The following is a 14713-nucleotide window of genomic DNA, read 5'->3' as shown; positions in this document are numbered from 1 at the left end:
CGGTCACCAGTTCGCCATTGATCAAATGCGGGATAACGCTCATCGAACACTCCTGAATTCTGGTCCGCAGGCGCCGCAAGAGGCGCCTGCTGTTTCTTACATATATATAGAGGGAAAAATCAGTCGAGCTTGTTCAGCACTTCGCCGACCGCGTCGAACAGACGATCGAGGTCTTGCGGCTTGCTGTTGAAGGTTGGGCCAAACTGCAGGGTGTCGCCGCCGAAGCGCACGTAGAACCCGGCTTTCCACAAGGCCATGCCCGCTTCGAAAGGACGCACGATGGCATCACCGTCACGCCCGGCAATCTGGATCGCGCCGGCCAGGCCGTAGTTGCGGATGTCGATGACGTTCTTCGAGCCTTTCAGACCGTGCAACGCGTTTTCAAAATGCGGCGCGACTTCGGCGACGCTCTGCACCAGGTGTTCCTTTTGCAGCAGATCGAGTGCTGCGAGGCCGGCGGCACAAGCCACCGGGTGCGCCGAATAGGTGTAGCCGTGAGGGAATTCCACGGCGTATTCCGGCGTCGGCTGGTTCATGAAGGTCTGGTAGATCTCGGAGCTGGCAATCACCGCGCCCATCGGGATCGCGCCGTTGGTGACTTGCTTGGCGATACACATCAGGTCTGGAGTCACGCCAAAGCTGTCGGCGCCAAACATCGAACCGGTGCGACCGAATCCGGTGATCACTTCGTCAAACACCAGCAGGATGTTGTGCTGATCGCAGATCTCGCGCAGACGCTTGAGGTAACCCTGCGGCGGAACCAGTACTCCGGCAGAGCCGGCCATCGGCTCAACGAACACCGCAGCGATGTTGGAAGCGTCGTGCAGTTCGATCAACTTGAGCAGCTCATCGGCCAAAGCAATACCGCCCTGCTCCGGCATGCCACGGGAAAAGGCATTGCTCGCCAGCAACGTGTGCGGCAGGTGATCGACATCCATCATTGCCTGACCGAACAGCTTGCGGTTGCCGTTGACGCCGCCGAGGCTGGTGCCGGCGATGTTCACACCGTGGTAGCCACGGGCACGGCCGATCATTTTGGTCTTGGTCGCCTGACCTTTCAGGCGCCAATAGGCACGGACCATTTTCACTGCGGTATCGGCGCATTCGGAGCCGGAGTCGGTGAAGAACACGTGGTTCAGATTGCCCGGCGTCAGCTCGGTGATTTTCTCAGCCAGCTGGAAAGACAGAGGATGGCCGTACTGGAAGCCCGGCGAGTAATCGAGGGTGCCCAGTTGTTTGGAAACGGCTTCCTGAATTTCCTTGCGGGTGTGCCCGGCGCCGCAGGTCCACAGACCGGACAGCGAGTCGTAGATCTTGCGGCCCTTGTCATCGAACAGCCAACTGCCTTCGGCACCGACGATCAGACGCGGGTCGCGCTGAAAGTTGCGGTTGGCGGTGTACGGCATCCAGTGCGCGTCCAGCTTCAGTTGGCTGGCCAGTGGCGACGGCGCGTTTTCAGGCATGTTCATCGGGCAAAACCTCGCAGGGCATAAGCGTCAGGGAGATGGAAAGCGTTGTTGCAGCTAAATTGCCACGGCGATAAAGTCGGTGAAATTCAACTCTTCTAACCTTCAGTTAGATCATAGCTAAACAAAGAGAACAAAAAATGAGCAGCCGCCGCGCCGATCCATTAGCCCAGGTCAGTGATTTTGATATTCGCCTGCTGCGGATTTTTCGCAGTGTCGTGGAGTGTGGCGGCTTCTCCGCAGCGGAAACCGTGCTTGGCATCGGGCGCTCGGCGATCAGCCAGCAGATGAGCGATCTGGAGCAGCGCCTCGGCTTGCGCTTGTGTCAGCGTGGCCGGGCCGGTTTTTCCCTGACCGAGGAAGGTCGTGAGGTGTATCAGTCGGCACTACAGCTGTTGAGTGCATTGGAGAGTTTTCGCACCGAGGTCAACGGTCTGCACCAACACCTGCGCGGCGAGCTGATCATCGGCCTGACCGATAACCTCGTCACCCTGCCGCACATGCGCATCACCCACGCCCTCGCGCAATTGAAGGAGCGCGGGCCGGATGTGCAGATTCAGATCCGCATGATTGCGCCGAATGAAGTCGAGCAAGGCGTGCTCGACGGGCGCCTGCATGTCGGCGTGGTGCCGCAGGCCAGCGCATTGTCGGGACTGGAATATCAGCCGTTGTACAGCGAGCGTTCGCTGCTGTATTGCGCGGTGGGTCATCCGCTGTTTTATGTCGACGACAAGCAACTCGATGATCAACGCCTCGACAGTCAGGACGCGATTGCGCCAACCTTTCGTTTGCCGGCGGAGATTCAGGCGCATTATCAGGCGCTCAACTGCACCGCCAGTGCCTCTGACCGTGAAGGCATGGCATTTCTGATTCTGACCGGGCGCTACATCGGTTATCTGCCGGATCACTACGCCAACCTTTGGGTACAGCAGGGGCGCTTGCGTGCGCTCAAGGCCGGCACGCGTTTTTACGATTTGAGTCTGGCATCGGTCACGCGCAAGGGGCGGCGCCCTCATTTGGTGCTGGAAAGTTTCCTCGAGAGTCTGGCCGCGACGCGATAGATAAGCGCGCAGAGCCCAGCCCGGCTGGGCCTCATCGAAAGAACCCAGGAATAACCTGAGCAAGTGGACAGGTTTTTGCAGAGAAGGGATAACTCTCCTTCAAGAAGCCAAAGCCATGCAGCCAGATTCCGACTCGTCCAGTGAACTGATCTACGGCCTCAACGACCGCCCCAAACCACTCGCCGCCATTCTCGCCGCACTGCAACACGTGCTCGCCAGTTTCGTCGGCATCATCCCCCCGCCACTGGTGATCGGTTCCGCGCTCGGGCTGACCGCGCATCTACCGTACCTGATCAGCATGGCGCTGATGGTCTCGGGCGTCGGCACCTTTATCCAGGCGCGGCGACCGTTCGGCATTGGCGCGGGGATGATCTGTCTGCAAGGCACCAGTTTCGCGTTTCTCGGTGCGGTGCTGTCGGCCGGGTTTCTGGTCAAGCAGCGCGGCGGCAGCCCGGAAGATATTCTGGCGATGATTTTCGGCGTGTGCTTTTTCGGCGCAATCGTGCAGATCGTGCTCAGCCGTTTCATCGGTCAGTTGCGCCGCGTGGTCACACCGCTGGTGACCGGCATCGTCATCACGCTGATCGGCATCAGCCTGATCAAGGTCGGCATCACCGATCTGGGTGGTGGCTTCAACGCGCCGGACTTCGGCGCGCCGGGCAATCTGGCCTTGGGCGTGTTCGTGCTGCTGACGATCATTCTGCTCAACCGCTCGAATACGCCGTGGGTGCGACTGTCGGCGATCATCATCGGACTGGTGCTCGGCAGCCTCGCGGCGTGGTTCAGCGGGAAACTGGTCCCGCAGCCGTTGCCTGACTTGCCGCTGGTGAGTTTTCCTACGCCGTTCAAGTTCGGATTCAACTTCGACTGGACCGCTTTCCTGCCGGTCGCGCTGATTTACCTGATCAGCACCATCGAAACCGTCGGCGACCTCACCGCCAATTGCATGCTTGCCCGCCAACCGATCAGCGGCCCTTCTTATATAAGCCGCTTGCGCGGTGGCGTGCTCGGTGATGGCGTGAGCTGCATGATCGCGGCGACCTTCAGCGCCTTCCCCAACACAACGTTCGCGCAGAACAACGGCGTGATCCAATTGACCGGCGTTGCCAGCCGCTACGTCGGCCTGTACATCGGCGCGATCCTGTTCTGCCTCGGCCTGTTCCCGATGATCGGTGCGGTGCTGCAACAGATTCCGAAACCGGTGCTGGGCGGCGCAACGCTGGTGATGTTCGGCGCTGTGGCGGCGGCTGGCGTGCGCATTCTCGCGCAGTCGCCGCTGGACCGGCGCAGCATGTTGATCATCGCCACTTCGTTCGGCGTCGGCCTCGGCATCGCCGCGCAACCGAACCTGCTGCACCTGCTGCCGAAACTGGTGCAGAACCTGTTCGACTCGGCGATCACCAGCGGCGGGCTGACGGCAATCGTCCTCTGTCTGTTGTTGCCGGAAGGCAAAACCACCGAGACAAAAAGCCCCGCGTCATTGAACAAGATCGAACAGGCGTAACTGTTTTTCCGCGCCAGGACTTGTCGGATGCCTGTGGGTGCGCTATCAACGCAACTGGTTGCACCCACAGACAATCCCGGAAGTGCCTATGACCTTTGAAGTCCCAGCCCACGGCGGCAAACCCGCCAGCCGCATTCGTCAGAAGAACGAAGAGACCATTCTCAAAGCCGCCGAAGACGAGTTCGCCCGTCACGGGTTCAAAGGCACCAGCATGAACACCATCGCGCAGAATGCCGGGCTGCCCAAGGCCAACCTGCATTACTACTTCACCAACAAGCTCGGTTTGTATGTGGCGGTGCTGAGCAACATCATCGAGTTGTGGGACAGCACCTTCAACACCCTCACTGCCGAGGATGACCCGGCCGAAGCGCTGACCCGCTACATCCGCGCGAAGATGGAATTCTCCCGGCGCCAGCCACAGGCCTCGCGAATCTTTGCCATGGAAGTGATCAGCGGCGGCGAATGCCTGAGGGAATATTTCAATCAGGATTACCGCACCTGGTTCACCGGGCGTGCGGCGGTGTTTCAGGCGTGGATCGATGCCGGCAAGATGGACCCGGTCGATCCGGTGCACCTGATTTTCCTGCTGTGGGGCAGCACCCAGCATTACGCCGACTTCGCTACGCAGATCTGCCGCGTCACCGGGCGCAGCAAGTTGACCAAGCAAGACATGGAAGACGCCGGCAACAACCTGATCCGCATCATTCTCAAAGGCTGCGGCCTCACTCCTTCTCTATAAGACGTTTATGCCTTTCACCCTCAGCGGTTTTTGCGAGTACCGCGAAGAGATTCGCAAAAGCCGTTTCATCACTCTGGCGACGCCGATCAGCAGCCCCGCCGATGCGCAGGCGTTTTTCGAGCAGCACAGCGATTTGAATGCCACGCACAATTGCTGGGCGTGGAAACTCGGCGCGCAATACCGCAGCACTGACGACGGCGAGCCGGGCGGCACGGCCGGGCGCCCTATCCTGGCGGCGATCGAGGCGCAGGACTGCGATCAGGTCGCGGTGCTGGTGATTCGCTGGTACGGCGGCATTCAACTGGGCACCGGCGGTTTGGCCCGAGCCTATGGCGGTGGCGCCAACAAGTGCCTGCAAGCGGCGGACAAAATCGAGCTGATCAGCCGCGTACCGCTGAGTTGCGCCTGCGGATTTGCCGAGTTGGCGCTGGTGAAGTTGCGCGTGGCCGATCTCGGTGGATTGGTGGTGGAGGAGAACTTCACGGCCAATGGCGTTGAGTTGAAGCTGGCGGTGGGGGAAGCGCAGATCGACGTGTTACAGAGTCAGTTGGCGGATCTGAGCCGTGGGCGGATTTTGTTGCAGCGTTGAGAGTGGAAGATCAAAAGATCGCAGCCTTCGGCAGCTCCTACAGGGGATCGCATTCCAATTGTAGGAGCTGCGGAACGCTGCGATCTTTTAGGGCATTCCCCAATTGGCGACTTGCCCACACCTGCTGTGCACCCGACTGTGGATAACCTGAGCACACACCGCTGTAACCCTTCTGTCATGCGGCTTTGCGCGATTTGTTCAATTTTCGTTCAATTAACCCGACGAAAGGGAAATCCAGCGTAAAAACAAACAGTTACCCTCGTTTATGACCATTAGAACAAAGCATCGCAGTGCTTATGCCCACCCTCGGCGCTTGCGCACAATTACTGTGGAGCAACCTGTGGATAAGCCGTTCATGACCGCCGCAGCCGCTGGATCTGTCTGGCTCCCAGGCAGTTGCTCGTTTTTTAACCAACTGCAAGCGGGCAAAACTGGAGCCTGTTCAATGGCTTTGCGCTGAATTGGTGCTCGATTGAAAGACAAAACGACCGCCGACGCGCTGCTGTCGGCACTTGCGGACTGGCTCCGCAAGCGTTCCTGACTCAATGGCCAGGAAATTGCTTTATCCACAGGCACAACTCAAAGTCAGTCGAGCCTGCCATGTCCCTCGCCCCTTCCCCACCGCGCCTGCAACTGCGCCAGATCAGCAAACGCTACCCCGGTTGTCTGGCCAACGACGCCATCGACCTGAGCATCGCGCCGGGTGAAATCCATGCCCTGCTCGGTGAAAACGGCGCGGGCAAAAGTACGTTGATGAAGATCATTTACGGGGTCACCCAGTGCGACAGCGGTGAAATGCTCTGGGAGGGGCAGCGCGTGCAGATGCGCAATCCGGCGCAGGCGCGGCAGTTGGGCATTGGCATGGTGTTCCAGCATTTCTCGCTATTCGAAACCCTCAGCGTCGCGCAGAACATTGCCCTGGCGATGGGCGCGGCGGCCGGCACGCCGAAGCAACTGGAGCCGAAGATTCGCGAAGTATCGCGGCGTTACGGCATGGCGCTGGAGCCGGAGCGACTTGTCTACAGCCTGTCGATCGGCGAGCGCCAGCGGGTGGAAATCATCCGTTGCCTGATGCAGGACATCCGCCTGCTGATTCTCGATGAGCCGACCTCAGTACTGACGCCGCAAGAGGCGGACGAATTGTTCATCACCCTGCGTCGCCTTGCCGCCGAGGGCTGCAGCATTCTGTTTATCAGCCACAAGCTCGGTGAAGTGCGCGCCTTGTGCCATAGCGCCACGGTGCTGCGCGGCGGCCGGGTTGCCGGGCATTGCGAGCCCGCCGAATGTTCGGACCAGCAACTGGCGCAAATGATGGTCGGTGAAGCGGCGGCTTTGATTGGCGAGTATCCGAAGGTCAGCGGTGGCGCGGCATTTCTGCAGGTGCAGGGTTTGAGTTGGCACAACCCGGATCCGTTCGGCTGCTCGCTGACCGACATCGACCTGCAAGTGCGCAGTGGTGAAATCGTCGGCGTCGCCGGGGTCGCGGGCAATGGTCAGGATGAATTGCTCGCGCTGCTCAGCGGCGAGCAGCCCTTGCCTCGTGCGCAAGCGGCGACCCTGCGCTTCGCAGAGAAAAACGTCGCTGACCTGCGCCCGGATGCGCGGCGCAAACTCGGTCTGGCCTTCGTGCCGGCCGAACGCCTTGGCCACGGCGCGGTTCCTGAATTGAGTCTGGCCGATAACGCCCTGCTCAGTGCTTTTCAGCACGGACTGGTCAGCCACGGGTTGATCCAACGCGGCAAAGTCGAAGCCCTTGCGCAGCAGATCATCCAGCGTTTCGGCGTGAAGACCCCGGACACGCAAACCGCCGCGCGCAGCCTGTCCGGCGGCAACTTGCAGAAATTCATCCTCGGCCGGGAAATTCTTCAGCAACCGAAACTGCTGATCGCCGCGCACCCGACCTGGGGCGTCGACGTCGGTGCCGCCGCCACCATTCATCGCGCCTTGATCGCCCTGCGCGATGCCGGCGCGGCGATTCTGGTGATTTCCGAAGACCTCGATGAGCTGTTCCAGATCAGCGATCGCCTCGGCGCGCTGTGCGGCGGGCGTCTGTCGGCTCTTCAAGACACCGGCCTTACACAACTGAGCGATGTCGGCGCGTGGATGGCCGGCCAGTTCGATCACTCACCTCGCGCCGCTTCGGTTTAACGGAGTTTCAACATGCTGCTTTCTCTCGAACCCCGTGGCCAGCAATCGCGCCTGATGCTGTGGTGCTCGCCGTTATTGGCGGCGGCCCTGACCCTCGTCTGCGGCTCGCTGTTGTTCATCGCGCTGGGCCACGACCCACTGCAAACCTTGCACACACTGCTGATCGCACCGGTGAGCGATTTGTATGGCGTGTCTGAATTGCTGGTCAAGGCGCTGCCGATTCTGCTCTGCGCACTCGGCCTGGCCGTGGCCTATCAGGCGCGGATCTGGAACATCGGCGCCGAAGGCCAGCTGCTTCTCGGCGCACTGGCCGGCAGTGCTCTGGCGGTGAACATTATTGGTATGCAAAGTCGCTGGGCGCTGGTGCTGATTTTGCTGACGGGAACGCTGGCGGGGGCCGCATGGGCCGGGCTCACCGCATGGCTGCGCACGCGCTTCAACGCCAACGAAATCCTCACCAGCATCATGCTCAACTACATCGCGTTGAACCTGCTGCTGTTCTGCGTGCACGGGCCGTTGAAGGATCCGGCGGGCTTCAATTTCCCCGAGTCGGCCATGTTCGGCGACGCCAGTCGTTTGCCGCTGCTGCTGGAGGACGGCCGCGTGCATGCCGGTGTGTATTTCGCCTTGCTCGCGCTGGTTGCAGTGTGGGTGTTGTTGCAGAAAAGCTTCATCGGCTTCCAGATCAAAGTGCTCGGGCTGGACAAGCGTGCGGCAGGTTTTGTCGGCTTCCGCGAGAAGCGCCTGATCTGGCTGGCGCTGTTGATCAGCGGTGGTCTGGCCGGGCTCGCCGGGGTCTGCGAAGTGACCGGGCCGATCGGCCAACTGGTGCCCCAAGTGTCGCCGGGCTATGGCTACGCAGCGATCACCGTGGCGTTCCTCGGACGGTTGAATCCGCTTGGCATTCTGTTCTCCAGTCTGCTCATGGCACTGCTGTACATCGGCGGCGAGAGCGCGCAGATGTCGCTCAATCTGCCGCAAGCGATCACCCAATTGTTCCAGGGCATGATGCTGTTTTTCCTGCTCGCCTGTGACGTGCTGATTCTCTATCGGCCACGCCTGAAACTGCGCTGGACCCGGCGCGCCTCGACCCCTGCCGTAACCGCCGGAGCGCTGTGATGGATATCGATCTGTTGAGCAATATTTTCTACGCGATGGTCCGCTGCGGCACGCCGCTGCTGCTGGTGGCATTGGGTGAGTTGATCTGCGAGAAAAGCGGCGTCCTCAACCTCGGCCAGGAAGGCATGATGCTGTTCGGTGCGGTGATCGGTTTTATCGTCGCGCTGAACAGCGGCAACCTGTGGCTGGGTGTGCTGCTGGCGATGCTGGCCGGGATGTTGTTGTCGTCACTGTTCGCCCTGGTCGCGCTGGTGTTCAACGCCAATCAGGTGGCCACCGGTTTGGCCCTGACGATCTTCGGCGTGGGCCTGTCGACATTTGTCGGCGCGGCCTGGGTGGGTAAGCCGCTGGCAGGTTTCGAGCCTCTGGCGACTCCGTATCTGAGTGAGATCCCGCTGATCGGGCGGATGCTGTTTGCCCAGGATCTGCTGGTGTATCTGTCGTTCGCCCTGTTTGCGCTGGTGGCGTGGGTGATCATCAAAAGTCGTGTCGGCCTGATCATTCAAGCGGTCGGTGAAAACCCGGATGCGGCCAGCGCCATGGGCTTGCCGGTGCTGACCGTACGCACCTTGGCGGTGTTGTTCGGCGGAGCAATGGCCGGACTGGCCGGGGCGTATCTGTCGCTGGCCTACACGCCGATGTGGGCGGAAAACATGACCGCCGGGCGCGGCTGGATTGCCCTGGCGCTGGTGGTGTTTGCCAGTTGGCGGGTGTGGCGGTTGTTGCTTGGGGCGTATCTGTTCGGCCTCGCCAGCATCCTGCACTTGGTGGCACAGGGATTGGGACTGGCGATTCCTTCGAGCCTGCTGGCGATGCTGCCGTATGTGGCGACGATTTTGGTGCTGGTGCTGCTGTCCCGCGATGCCGTGCGCACTCGTCTGTATGCGCCGGTTTCGTTGGGGCAGCCGTGGCAATCGGGACATTAGTTGATGTCAGAGCGGGCCTCTTCGCGAGCAGGCTCGCTCCCACAGGGGACCTGAGTGGACGCGGGCAAATGTGGGAGCGAGCCTGCTCGCGAAAGCGTCCGCACAGGCAACACTTGAACCACGCCTCATGATTGTTTCTGATCAAACACCCTCGAGAAACTCAAGAGGCCTGGAGTATGCTCCGGGGTCAAAGCCTGTTTTCGCCAAGCGCTGCAACTGTGGCGCGGTCAGGCGTGTCCATTGAATCCTGAATGCTGACTTTCAAGGAAACCCATCATGTCTCAGGCAAAAAACGCACTGATCATCGGCGCCTCCCGCGGCTTGGGCCTCGGTCTGGTGAAGACCCTGCTGGGCGATGGCTGGCAGGTCACCGCGACGGTGCGCAATCCGCAGAAGGCCGAGGCGCTGCAAGCGCTGGGTGACGTGCGCATCGAGAAGCTCGACATGGACGATCAGCAAGCGGTGATCGCTCTGAGCCAGAAACTCAAGGGCGAAACCTTCGATCTGTTGTTCGTCAACGCCGGGGTCAAAGGCCCGGACGTGCAGACGCCGGGCGGCGCGACCCTGGCCGAGGTCGGGCAACTGTTTTTCACCAACGCGGTGGCACCGATCAATCTGGCCCAGCGTTTCGTCGGGCAGATTCGCGACGGCAGCGGCGTGCTGGCGTTCATGAGTTCGGTACTCGGCAGCGTGACCATGCCCGATGCGCCGGAGCTGGCGTTGTACAAGGCGAGCAAAGCGGCGCTGAATTCGATGACCAACAGTTTTGTCACGCAACTGGGTGAACAGAAACTCACCGTACTGTCGTTGCACCCGGGCTGGGTGAAGACCGACATGGGCGGCGAAGGTGCTGACTTGGATGTAGAGACCAGCACTCGCGGGCTGATTGACCAGGTCAATGCATTCACCGGCAAGGGCGGGCATCACTTCGTCAATTACAAGGGTGAAACCATTCCCTGGTAAGCACTGAAAATCCCGATGTGGGAGCGAGCCTGCTCGCGAATACGATCTGTCAGGTAAATCTGTATCGACTGACAGGACGCCTTCGCGAGCAGGCTCGCTCCCACAGGGAGTGATGTGAATGGTCGGGTGGCGCTTGCCCGGCGCGGCGATTTGTTTGAAACTGCGCGCCTCGTCGTTCGCGGCGACCCTGGATCAGCAGACAGGGCAACACTGAGCTGGCAACCCTGAACCCAACTTTCAGAGGAGCCGGCCACAATGCCTGCGACCCGTACCTGGTTAAAAAATCCCCTCGCCATTTTCACCTCCAACGAGCTTGATGCCCGTGGCGGTCTAGTCGTGCAAGACGGTGTCATCGTCGAAATCCTCGTTGCCGGTCAGCAGCCGTCGGCGCCGTGCAATGAAGTGTTCGATGCCCGCGAGCATGTGATCCTGCCGGGCCTGATCAACACTCACCATCACTTCTATCAAACCCTGACCCGCGCCTGGGCGCCGGTGGTCAATCAGCCGCTGTTCCCGTGGCTGAAAACCCTGTACCCGGTATGGGCGCGGCTGACCCCGGAAAAACTCGCCCTCGCCACCAAAGTGGCGCTGGCCGAATTGCTGCTCTCAGGTTGCACCACCGCTGCCGACCATCACTATCTGTTCCCGGATGGTCTGGAAAACGCCATCGACGTACAGGTCGAAACGGTGCGTGAACTGGGCATGCGCGCCATGCTCACGCGCGGCTCGATGAGCCTTGGCGAGAAGGACGGTGGCCTGCCTCCGCAACAAACGGTGCAGGAAGGTCAGGTGATTCTCGACGACAGCCAGCGGCTGATTCACGAGTACCACGAGCGTGGCGATGGCGCGCAGATCCAGATCGCCCTGGCGCCATGTTCGCCATTTTCGGTGACCCCGGAAATCATGTCGGCCAGCGCTGATCTGGCGAACAAACTCGATGTGCGTCTGCACACCCACCTCGCTGAAACCCTCGATGAAGAAGACTTCTGCCTGCAGCGTTTCGGTCTGCGCACCGTCGATTATCTGGACAGCGTCGGCTGGCTCGGCCCGCGTACCTGGCTGGCCCACGGCATCCATTTCAACCCCGACGAAATCGCCCGCCTCGGCCTGGCCGGCACAGGCATCTGCCACTGCCCAAGCTCGAACATGCGCCTGGCGTCCGGCATCTGCCCGAGCATCGAGCTGACCGACGCCGGCGCGCTGTTCGGTCTTGGCGTGGACGGTTCGGCGTCCAACGATGCCTCGAACATGATCCTTGAAGCGCGTCAGGCCCTGTACATCCAGCGCCTGCGCTACGGCGCCGAAAAGATCACCCCGGAGCGCGTGCTGGGCTGGGCGACCAAGGGTTCGGCGAGCCTGCTCGGTCGCAGCGACATCGGCGAAATCGCCGTGGGCAAACAGGCGGATCTGGCGTTGTTCAAGCTCGATGAACTGCGCTTCTCCGGTAGCCATGATCCGATTTCGGCGTTGCTGCTGTGCGGCGCCGATCGGGCGGATCGGGTGATGATTGGCGGCAAGTGGCGTGTGGTTGGTGGTCAGGTTGAAGGGCTGGATCTGAAAGGTTTGATCGCCGATCACAGCCAGGCGGCCCGGCAGCTGATCGCCGGCACCTGACTCACCGCCGTTCAAAACTGTGGGAGCGAGCCTGCTCGCGAAGAGGGAGTGTCAGACAACATGTTTGTCGGATGACAGACCGCTTTCGCGAGCAGGCTCGCTCCCACATGAGTATCTGCCAGCCCTAAAGGCCCAGTAGCGACAGCATGATGAATGTGGCAAACAGCACAAAGTGCGTCATGCCCTCAATGGCGTTGGTCTCGCCGTCATTGAGGTTGATCGCGCTGACGATCAGGGTGATGAAGATCATCACCGTTTGCACCGGGGTCATCGCCATTTGAAACGGCTGGCCGGTGTACAGCGCCATCGCTTCCATCACCGGCACGGTCAGAATCACCGTCGACAGTGACGCGCCCATCGCAATGTTGACCACCGACTGCATGCGATTGGCCAGTGCCGCACGCAGTGCAGTCAGAATCTCCGGCGCGGCGGAAATCGCTGCCACCAGAATCGCCGTGATCACCGGCGGCGCGCCCGTGCCTTCCAGGCCCAGATCGAGGGTCTTGGACATCACCTCGGCCAGTGCGCCGATGATCACCACCCCCGACACCAGAATGCCGATCGACAGCGCCAGGCTGACCGGTTTCGGCTCCTGCTCGACCGGCTCCTTCTTGCGACGTTTGTCCGGGTAGCTGTAGCTGAAAAAGTAGCTGTGCGGGCCGACCTGCATGCGCAGGAACAGCGCGTAAAGCACCATCATCGCGCCAATGGTAAAAGCCGAATATATCTTCCAGTTGGCCTCGGGAATGAACTCCGGCACCACCATCGACACGCCCATCGCGGTGAGGATCATCACGCTGTAACTGCGCGCTGAATCATCGTTGTAGGACTGCTCGCCGTGTTTGATCCCGCCCATCAAAGCGGCGAGGCCGAGGATGCCGTTGATGTCGAGCATGACCGCTGAATAAATCGTGTCGCGCACCAGCGTTGCCGAGGCTTCGTTGCTCATCATGATCGCCAGGATCACCACTTCGACCAGCACCGCCGAGAGCGTGAGGATCATCGTGCCGTAGGGGTCGCCGACCTTTTCCGCCAGCAGTTCGGCGTGATGAGCGACGCGCATCGAAGCGGCGACGATAAAGGCGATCAGCAGCAGACCGCCGCCCAGCGCGACGATCTGGCCGCTGTGCAGCAGCCAGTGTTCCAGTGGATAAGCGACGCACGCGGCAAGGACTGCCAGCAGCAGGAAGCTTTCTTGTTTGAGAATCGAGAGCATGACGGGCCTTTTGCCGAAAAGAGCTGATGAAGCTACTGACTGCTGCGCGCCGCTAACGTTTCGTTACATCTTTGCGCACCACGCGATGGCAGCTGGATTCAGGCATGCACTTTTATTGGCCTTGCCGGCCTCTTCGCGAGCAGGCTCGCTCCCACATTGAACTGCGATCCCCCTGTGGGAGCGAGCCTGCTCGCGAAGGCCGCACTGCGGTTGTGGATTATTTATTGTCCTGTTGGTCAGCAATTTGCATTGGCCCTGAGCACACACAACAAAATGGAGTTCGGGTTCATGCCAATACGTCCGCTGCACAAACTGCTGTACGCCGCCATCGGTCTGGGAATCAGCCTGAGCGCCAGCGCTGCCGATCCGCTGAAGGTCGGTTTCGTCTACATAGGCCCGATCGGTGACCACGGCTGGACGTATCAGCACGAACAGGGGCGCAAGGCCCTGGCGGAAAAACTCGGCACGCAGATCACCACCAACTACGTGGAAAACGTCGCCGAGGGCGCCGACGCCGAGCGGGTGATCCGCAACATGGCCAAGGACAAATATGACCTGATCTTCACCACGTCTTTCGGCTACATGAACCCGACAGTGAAAGTCGCCAAGCAATTCCCCAAGGTCACTTTCGAACACGCCACAGGCTACAAGCAGGACAAGAACCTCGGCACTTACCTGGCGCGCACTTACGAGGGCCGTTACGTCGGCGGTTTCCTCGCGGCGAAGATGACCAAGACCAAGAAGATCGGCTACGTCGCCTCGTTCCCGATTCCCGAAGTGATCCGCGACATCAACGCCATCCAGCTGGCCCTGAACAAGTACAACCCTGGCACCGAAATCAAAGTGGTGTGGGTCAACTCCTGGTTCGATCCGGGCAAGGAAGCCGACGCCGCCAACGCGCTGATCGATCAGGGCGTCGACGTAGTGTTCCAGCACACCGACAGCCCGGCGCCGATCCAGGCTGCCGAACGGCGTGGCGTGTATGCCGTGGGCTACGCCTCGGACATGGCCCACTTCGGCCCGAAAGCGGTGCTGACCTCGATCGTCAACGACTGGGCGCCACACTACATTCAGGCGACGCAGAGCGTGATCGATCACACCTGGAAATCTCAGGACTACTGGGGCGGGTTGAAGGAAGGCACGGTGGAACTGCCGATCAGCGATCTGGTGCCGGCGCCGGTGAAAGCCGAAGCCGAGCAGTTGATCGCCGACATCAAGAGCGGCGCATTGCAGCCGTTTACCGGGCCGATCAAGGATCAGGCCGGTGTGGAAAAAATCCCCGCGGGCGTGAGCGCGACCAATGCGGAACTGGCTTCGATGAATTATTACGTTGAAGGCATGAAGGCCGAGATGCCGAAGTAGTTCCCC

13 protein-coding genes (1 of these 13 running past the window's edge) are annotated in these 14713 nt (G+C 60.7%); 10 read left to right on the top strand and 3 right to left on the bottom strand.

Annotation, left to right across the window (positions count from 1 at the left end; genetic code table 11):
* Positions 1-43, bottom strand: the 5' portion of a protein-coding gene (locus OC605_RS21215; protein WP_103306253.1) for a CoA-acylating methylmalonate-semialdehyde dehydrogenase. Its footprint begins 1451 nt before the window's first position; 43 of the gene's 1494 nt are visible here — the first part of the coding sequence; the start codon lies at positions 41-43; the stop codon falls past the left edge of the window.
* A 76-nt stretch (positions 44-119) separates the two neighbouring features.
* Complete coding sequence (locus OC605_RS21210; RefSeq protein ID WP_130911423.1) at positions 120-1469, bottom strand: aspartate aminotransferase family protein; 1350 nt, start codon at positions 1467-1469, stop codon at positions 120-122.
* 137 nt (positions 1470-1606) lie between these two features.
* On the opposite strand from OC605_RS21210, the gene OC605_RS21205 reads away from it, so the two are divergent.
* The 9 genes from OC605_RS21205 to OC605_RS21165 all read left to right on the top strand — a co-directional run bounded on the left by OC605_RS21205 (position 1607) and on the right by OC605_RS21165 (position 12129).
* Positions 1607-2527, top strand: a complete 921-nt coding sequence (locus OC605_RS21205) for a LysR family transcriptional regulator (protein WP_016771807.1) — start codon at positions 1607-1609, stop codon at positions 2525-2527.
* 115 nt (positions 2528-2642) lie between these two features.
* Positions 2643-4031 (top strand): uracil-xanthine permease family protein, encoded by a 1389-nt coding sequence (locus OC605_RS21200; protein WP_262139284.1) that lies wholly within the window; start codon positions 2643-2645, stop codon positions 4029-4031.
* A gap of 88 nt (positions 4032-4119) precedes the next feature.
* Complete coding sequence (locus OC605_RS21195; RefSeq protein ID WP_262139282.1) at positions 4120-4770, top strand: TetR/AcrR family transcriptional regulator; 651 nt, start codon at positions 4120-4122, stop codon at positions 4768-4770.
* Positions 4771-4777: 7 nt separating this feature from the next.
* Positions 4778-5359, top strand: a complete 582-nt coding sequence (locus OC605_RS21190; protein ID WP_071174321.1) for an IMPACT family protein — start codon at positions 4778-4780, stop codon at positions 5357-5359.
* Between the two features lie 600 nt (positions 5360-5959).
* Positions 5960-7507, top strand: coding sequence for an ABC transporter ATP-binding protein (locus OC605_RS21185; protein WP_262139280.1), 1548 nt, complete (start codon positions 5960-5962; stop codon positions 7505-7507).
* A gap of 12 nt (positions 7508-7519) precedes the next feature.
* A complete protein-coding gene (locus OC605_RS21180; protein WP_262139278.1) occupies positions 7520-8626 on the top strand; it encodes an ABC transporter permease in 1107 nt (368 codons plus the stop codon).
* Positions 8626-9552 (top strand): ABC transporter permease, encoded by a 927-nt coding sequence (locus OC605_RS21175; RefSeq protein WP_186569823.1) that lies wholly within the window; start codon positions 8626-8628, stop codon positions 9550-9552. The genes OC605_RS21180 and OC605_RS21175 overlap by 1 nt, the downstream gene beginning before the upstream one ends.
* A gap of 276 nt (positions 9553-9828) precedes the next feature.
* Positions 9829-10515, top strand: coding sequence for an SDR family oxidoreductase (locus tag OC605_RS21170; RefSeq protein WP_016771812.1), 687 nt, complete (start codon positions 9829-9831; stop codon positions 10513-10515).
* Between the two features lie 255 nt (positions 10516-10770).
* Positions 10771-12129, top strand: coding sequence for an 8-oxoguanine deaminase (locus OC605_RS21165; RefSeq protein ID WP_262139276.1), 1359 nt, complete (start codon positions 10771-10773; stop codon positions 12127-12129).
* A 124-nt stretch (positions 12130-12253) separates the two neighbouring features.
* On the opposite strand, the gene OC605_RS21160 is transcribed toward OC605_RS21165, so the two are convergent.
* Positions 12254-13345 carry a calcium:proton antiporter gene (locus tag OC605_RS21160; RefSeq protein WP_130899618.1) on the bottom strand — a complete coding sequence of 364 codons (1092 nt, stop codon included), beginning with the start codon at positions 13343-13345 and terminating at the stop codon, positions 12254-12256.
* A gap of 288 nt (positions 13346-13633) precedes the next feature.
* Between OC605_RS21160 and OC605_RS21155 the strand changes: the two genes are divergently transcribed.
* On the top strand, positions 13634-14707 hold the full coding sequence (locus OC605_RS21155; protein ID WP_016771815.1) for a BMP family ABC transporter substrate-binding protein: 1074 nt from the start codon (positions 13634-13636) through the stop codon (positions 14705-14707).
* Positions 14708-14713 lie beyond the last annotated feature (6 nt).

It is taken from the genome of Pseudomonas sp. Marseille-Q5117, from assembly GCF_946901175.1.
GTDB lineage: Bacteria > Pseudomonadota > Gammaproteobacteria > Pseudomonadales > Pseudomonadaceae > Aquipseudomonas > Aquipseudomonas iranensis.
The sequence above is the reverse complement of the archived record's forward strand: the minus strand, read 5'-3'. Positions and strand labels throughout refer to the sequence as shown.

Excerpts from the sequence above, each read along its gene's own strand:
- OC605_RS21210 (WP_130911423.1), bottom strand. The coding sequence starts at position 1,469 with ATGAACATGCCTGAAAACGCGCCGTCGCCACTGGCCAGCCAACTGAAG.
- OC605_RS21205 (WP_016771807.1), top strand. The coding sequence starts at position 1,607 with ATGAGCAGCCGCCGCGCCGATCCATTAGCCCAGGTCAGTGATTTTGAT.
- OC605_RS21200 (WP_262139284.1), top strand. The coding sequence starts at position 2,643 with ATGCAGCCAGATTCCGACTCGTCCAGTGAACTGATCTACGGCCTCAAC.
- OC605_RS21195 (WP_262139282.1), top strand. The coding sequence starts at position 4,120 with ATGACCTTTGAAGTCCCAGCCCACGGCGGCAAACCCGCCAGCCGCATT.
- OC605_RS21190 (WP_071174321.1), top strand. The coding sequence starts at position 4,778 with ATGCCTTTCACCCTCAGCGGTTTTTGCGAGTACCGCGAAGAGATTCGC.
- OC605_RS21185 (WP_262139280.1), top strand. The coding sequence starts at position 5,960 with ATGTCCCTCGCCCCTTCCCCACCGCGCCTGCAACTGCGCCAGATCAGC.
- OC605_RS21180 (WP_262139278.1), top strand. The coding sequence starts at position 7,520 with ATGCTGCTTTCTCTCGAACCCCGTGGCCAGCAATCGCGCCTGATGCTG.
- OC605_RS21175 (WP_186569823.1), top strand. The coding sequence starts at position 8,626 with ATGGATATCGATCTGTTGAGCAATATTTTCTACGCGATGGTCCGCTGC.
- OC605_RS21170 (WP_016771812.1), top strand. The coding sequence starts at position 9,829 with ATGTCTCAGGCAAAAAACGCACTGATCATCGGCGCCTCCCGCGGCTTG.
- OC605_RS21165 (WP_262139276.1), top strand. The coding sequence starts at position 10,771 with ATGCCTGCGACCCGTACCTGGTTAAAAAATCCCCTCGCCATTTTCACC.
- OC605_RS21160 (WP_130899618.1), bottom strand. The coding sequence starts at position 13,345 with ATGCTCTCGATTCTCAAACAAGAAAGCTTCCTGCTGCTGGCAGTCCTT.
- OC605_RS21155 (WP_016771815.1), top strand. The coding sequence starts at position 13,634 with ATGCCAATACGTCCGCTGCACAAACTGCTGTACGCCGCCATCGGTCTG.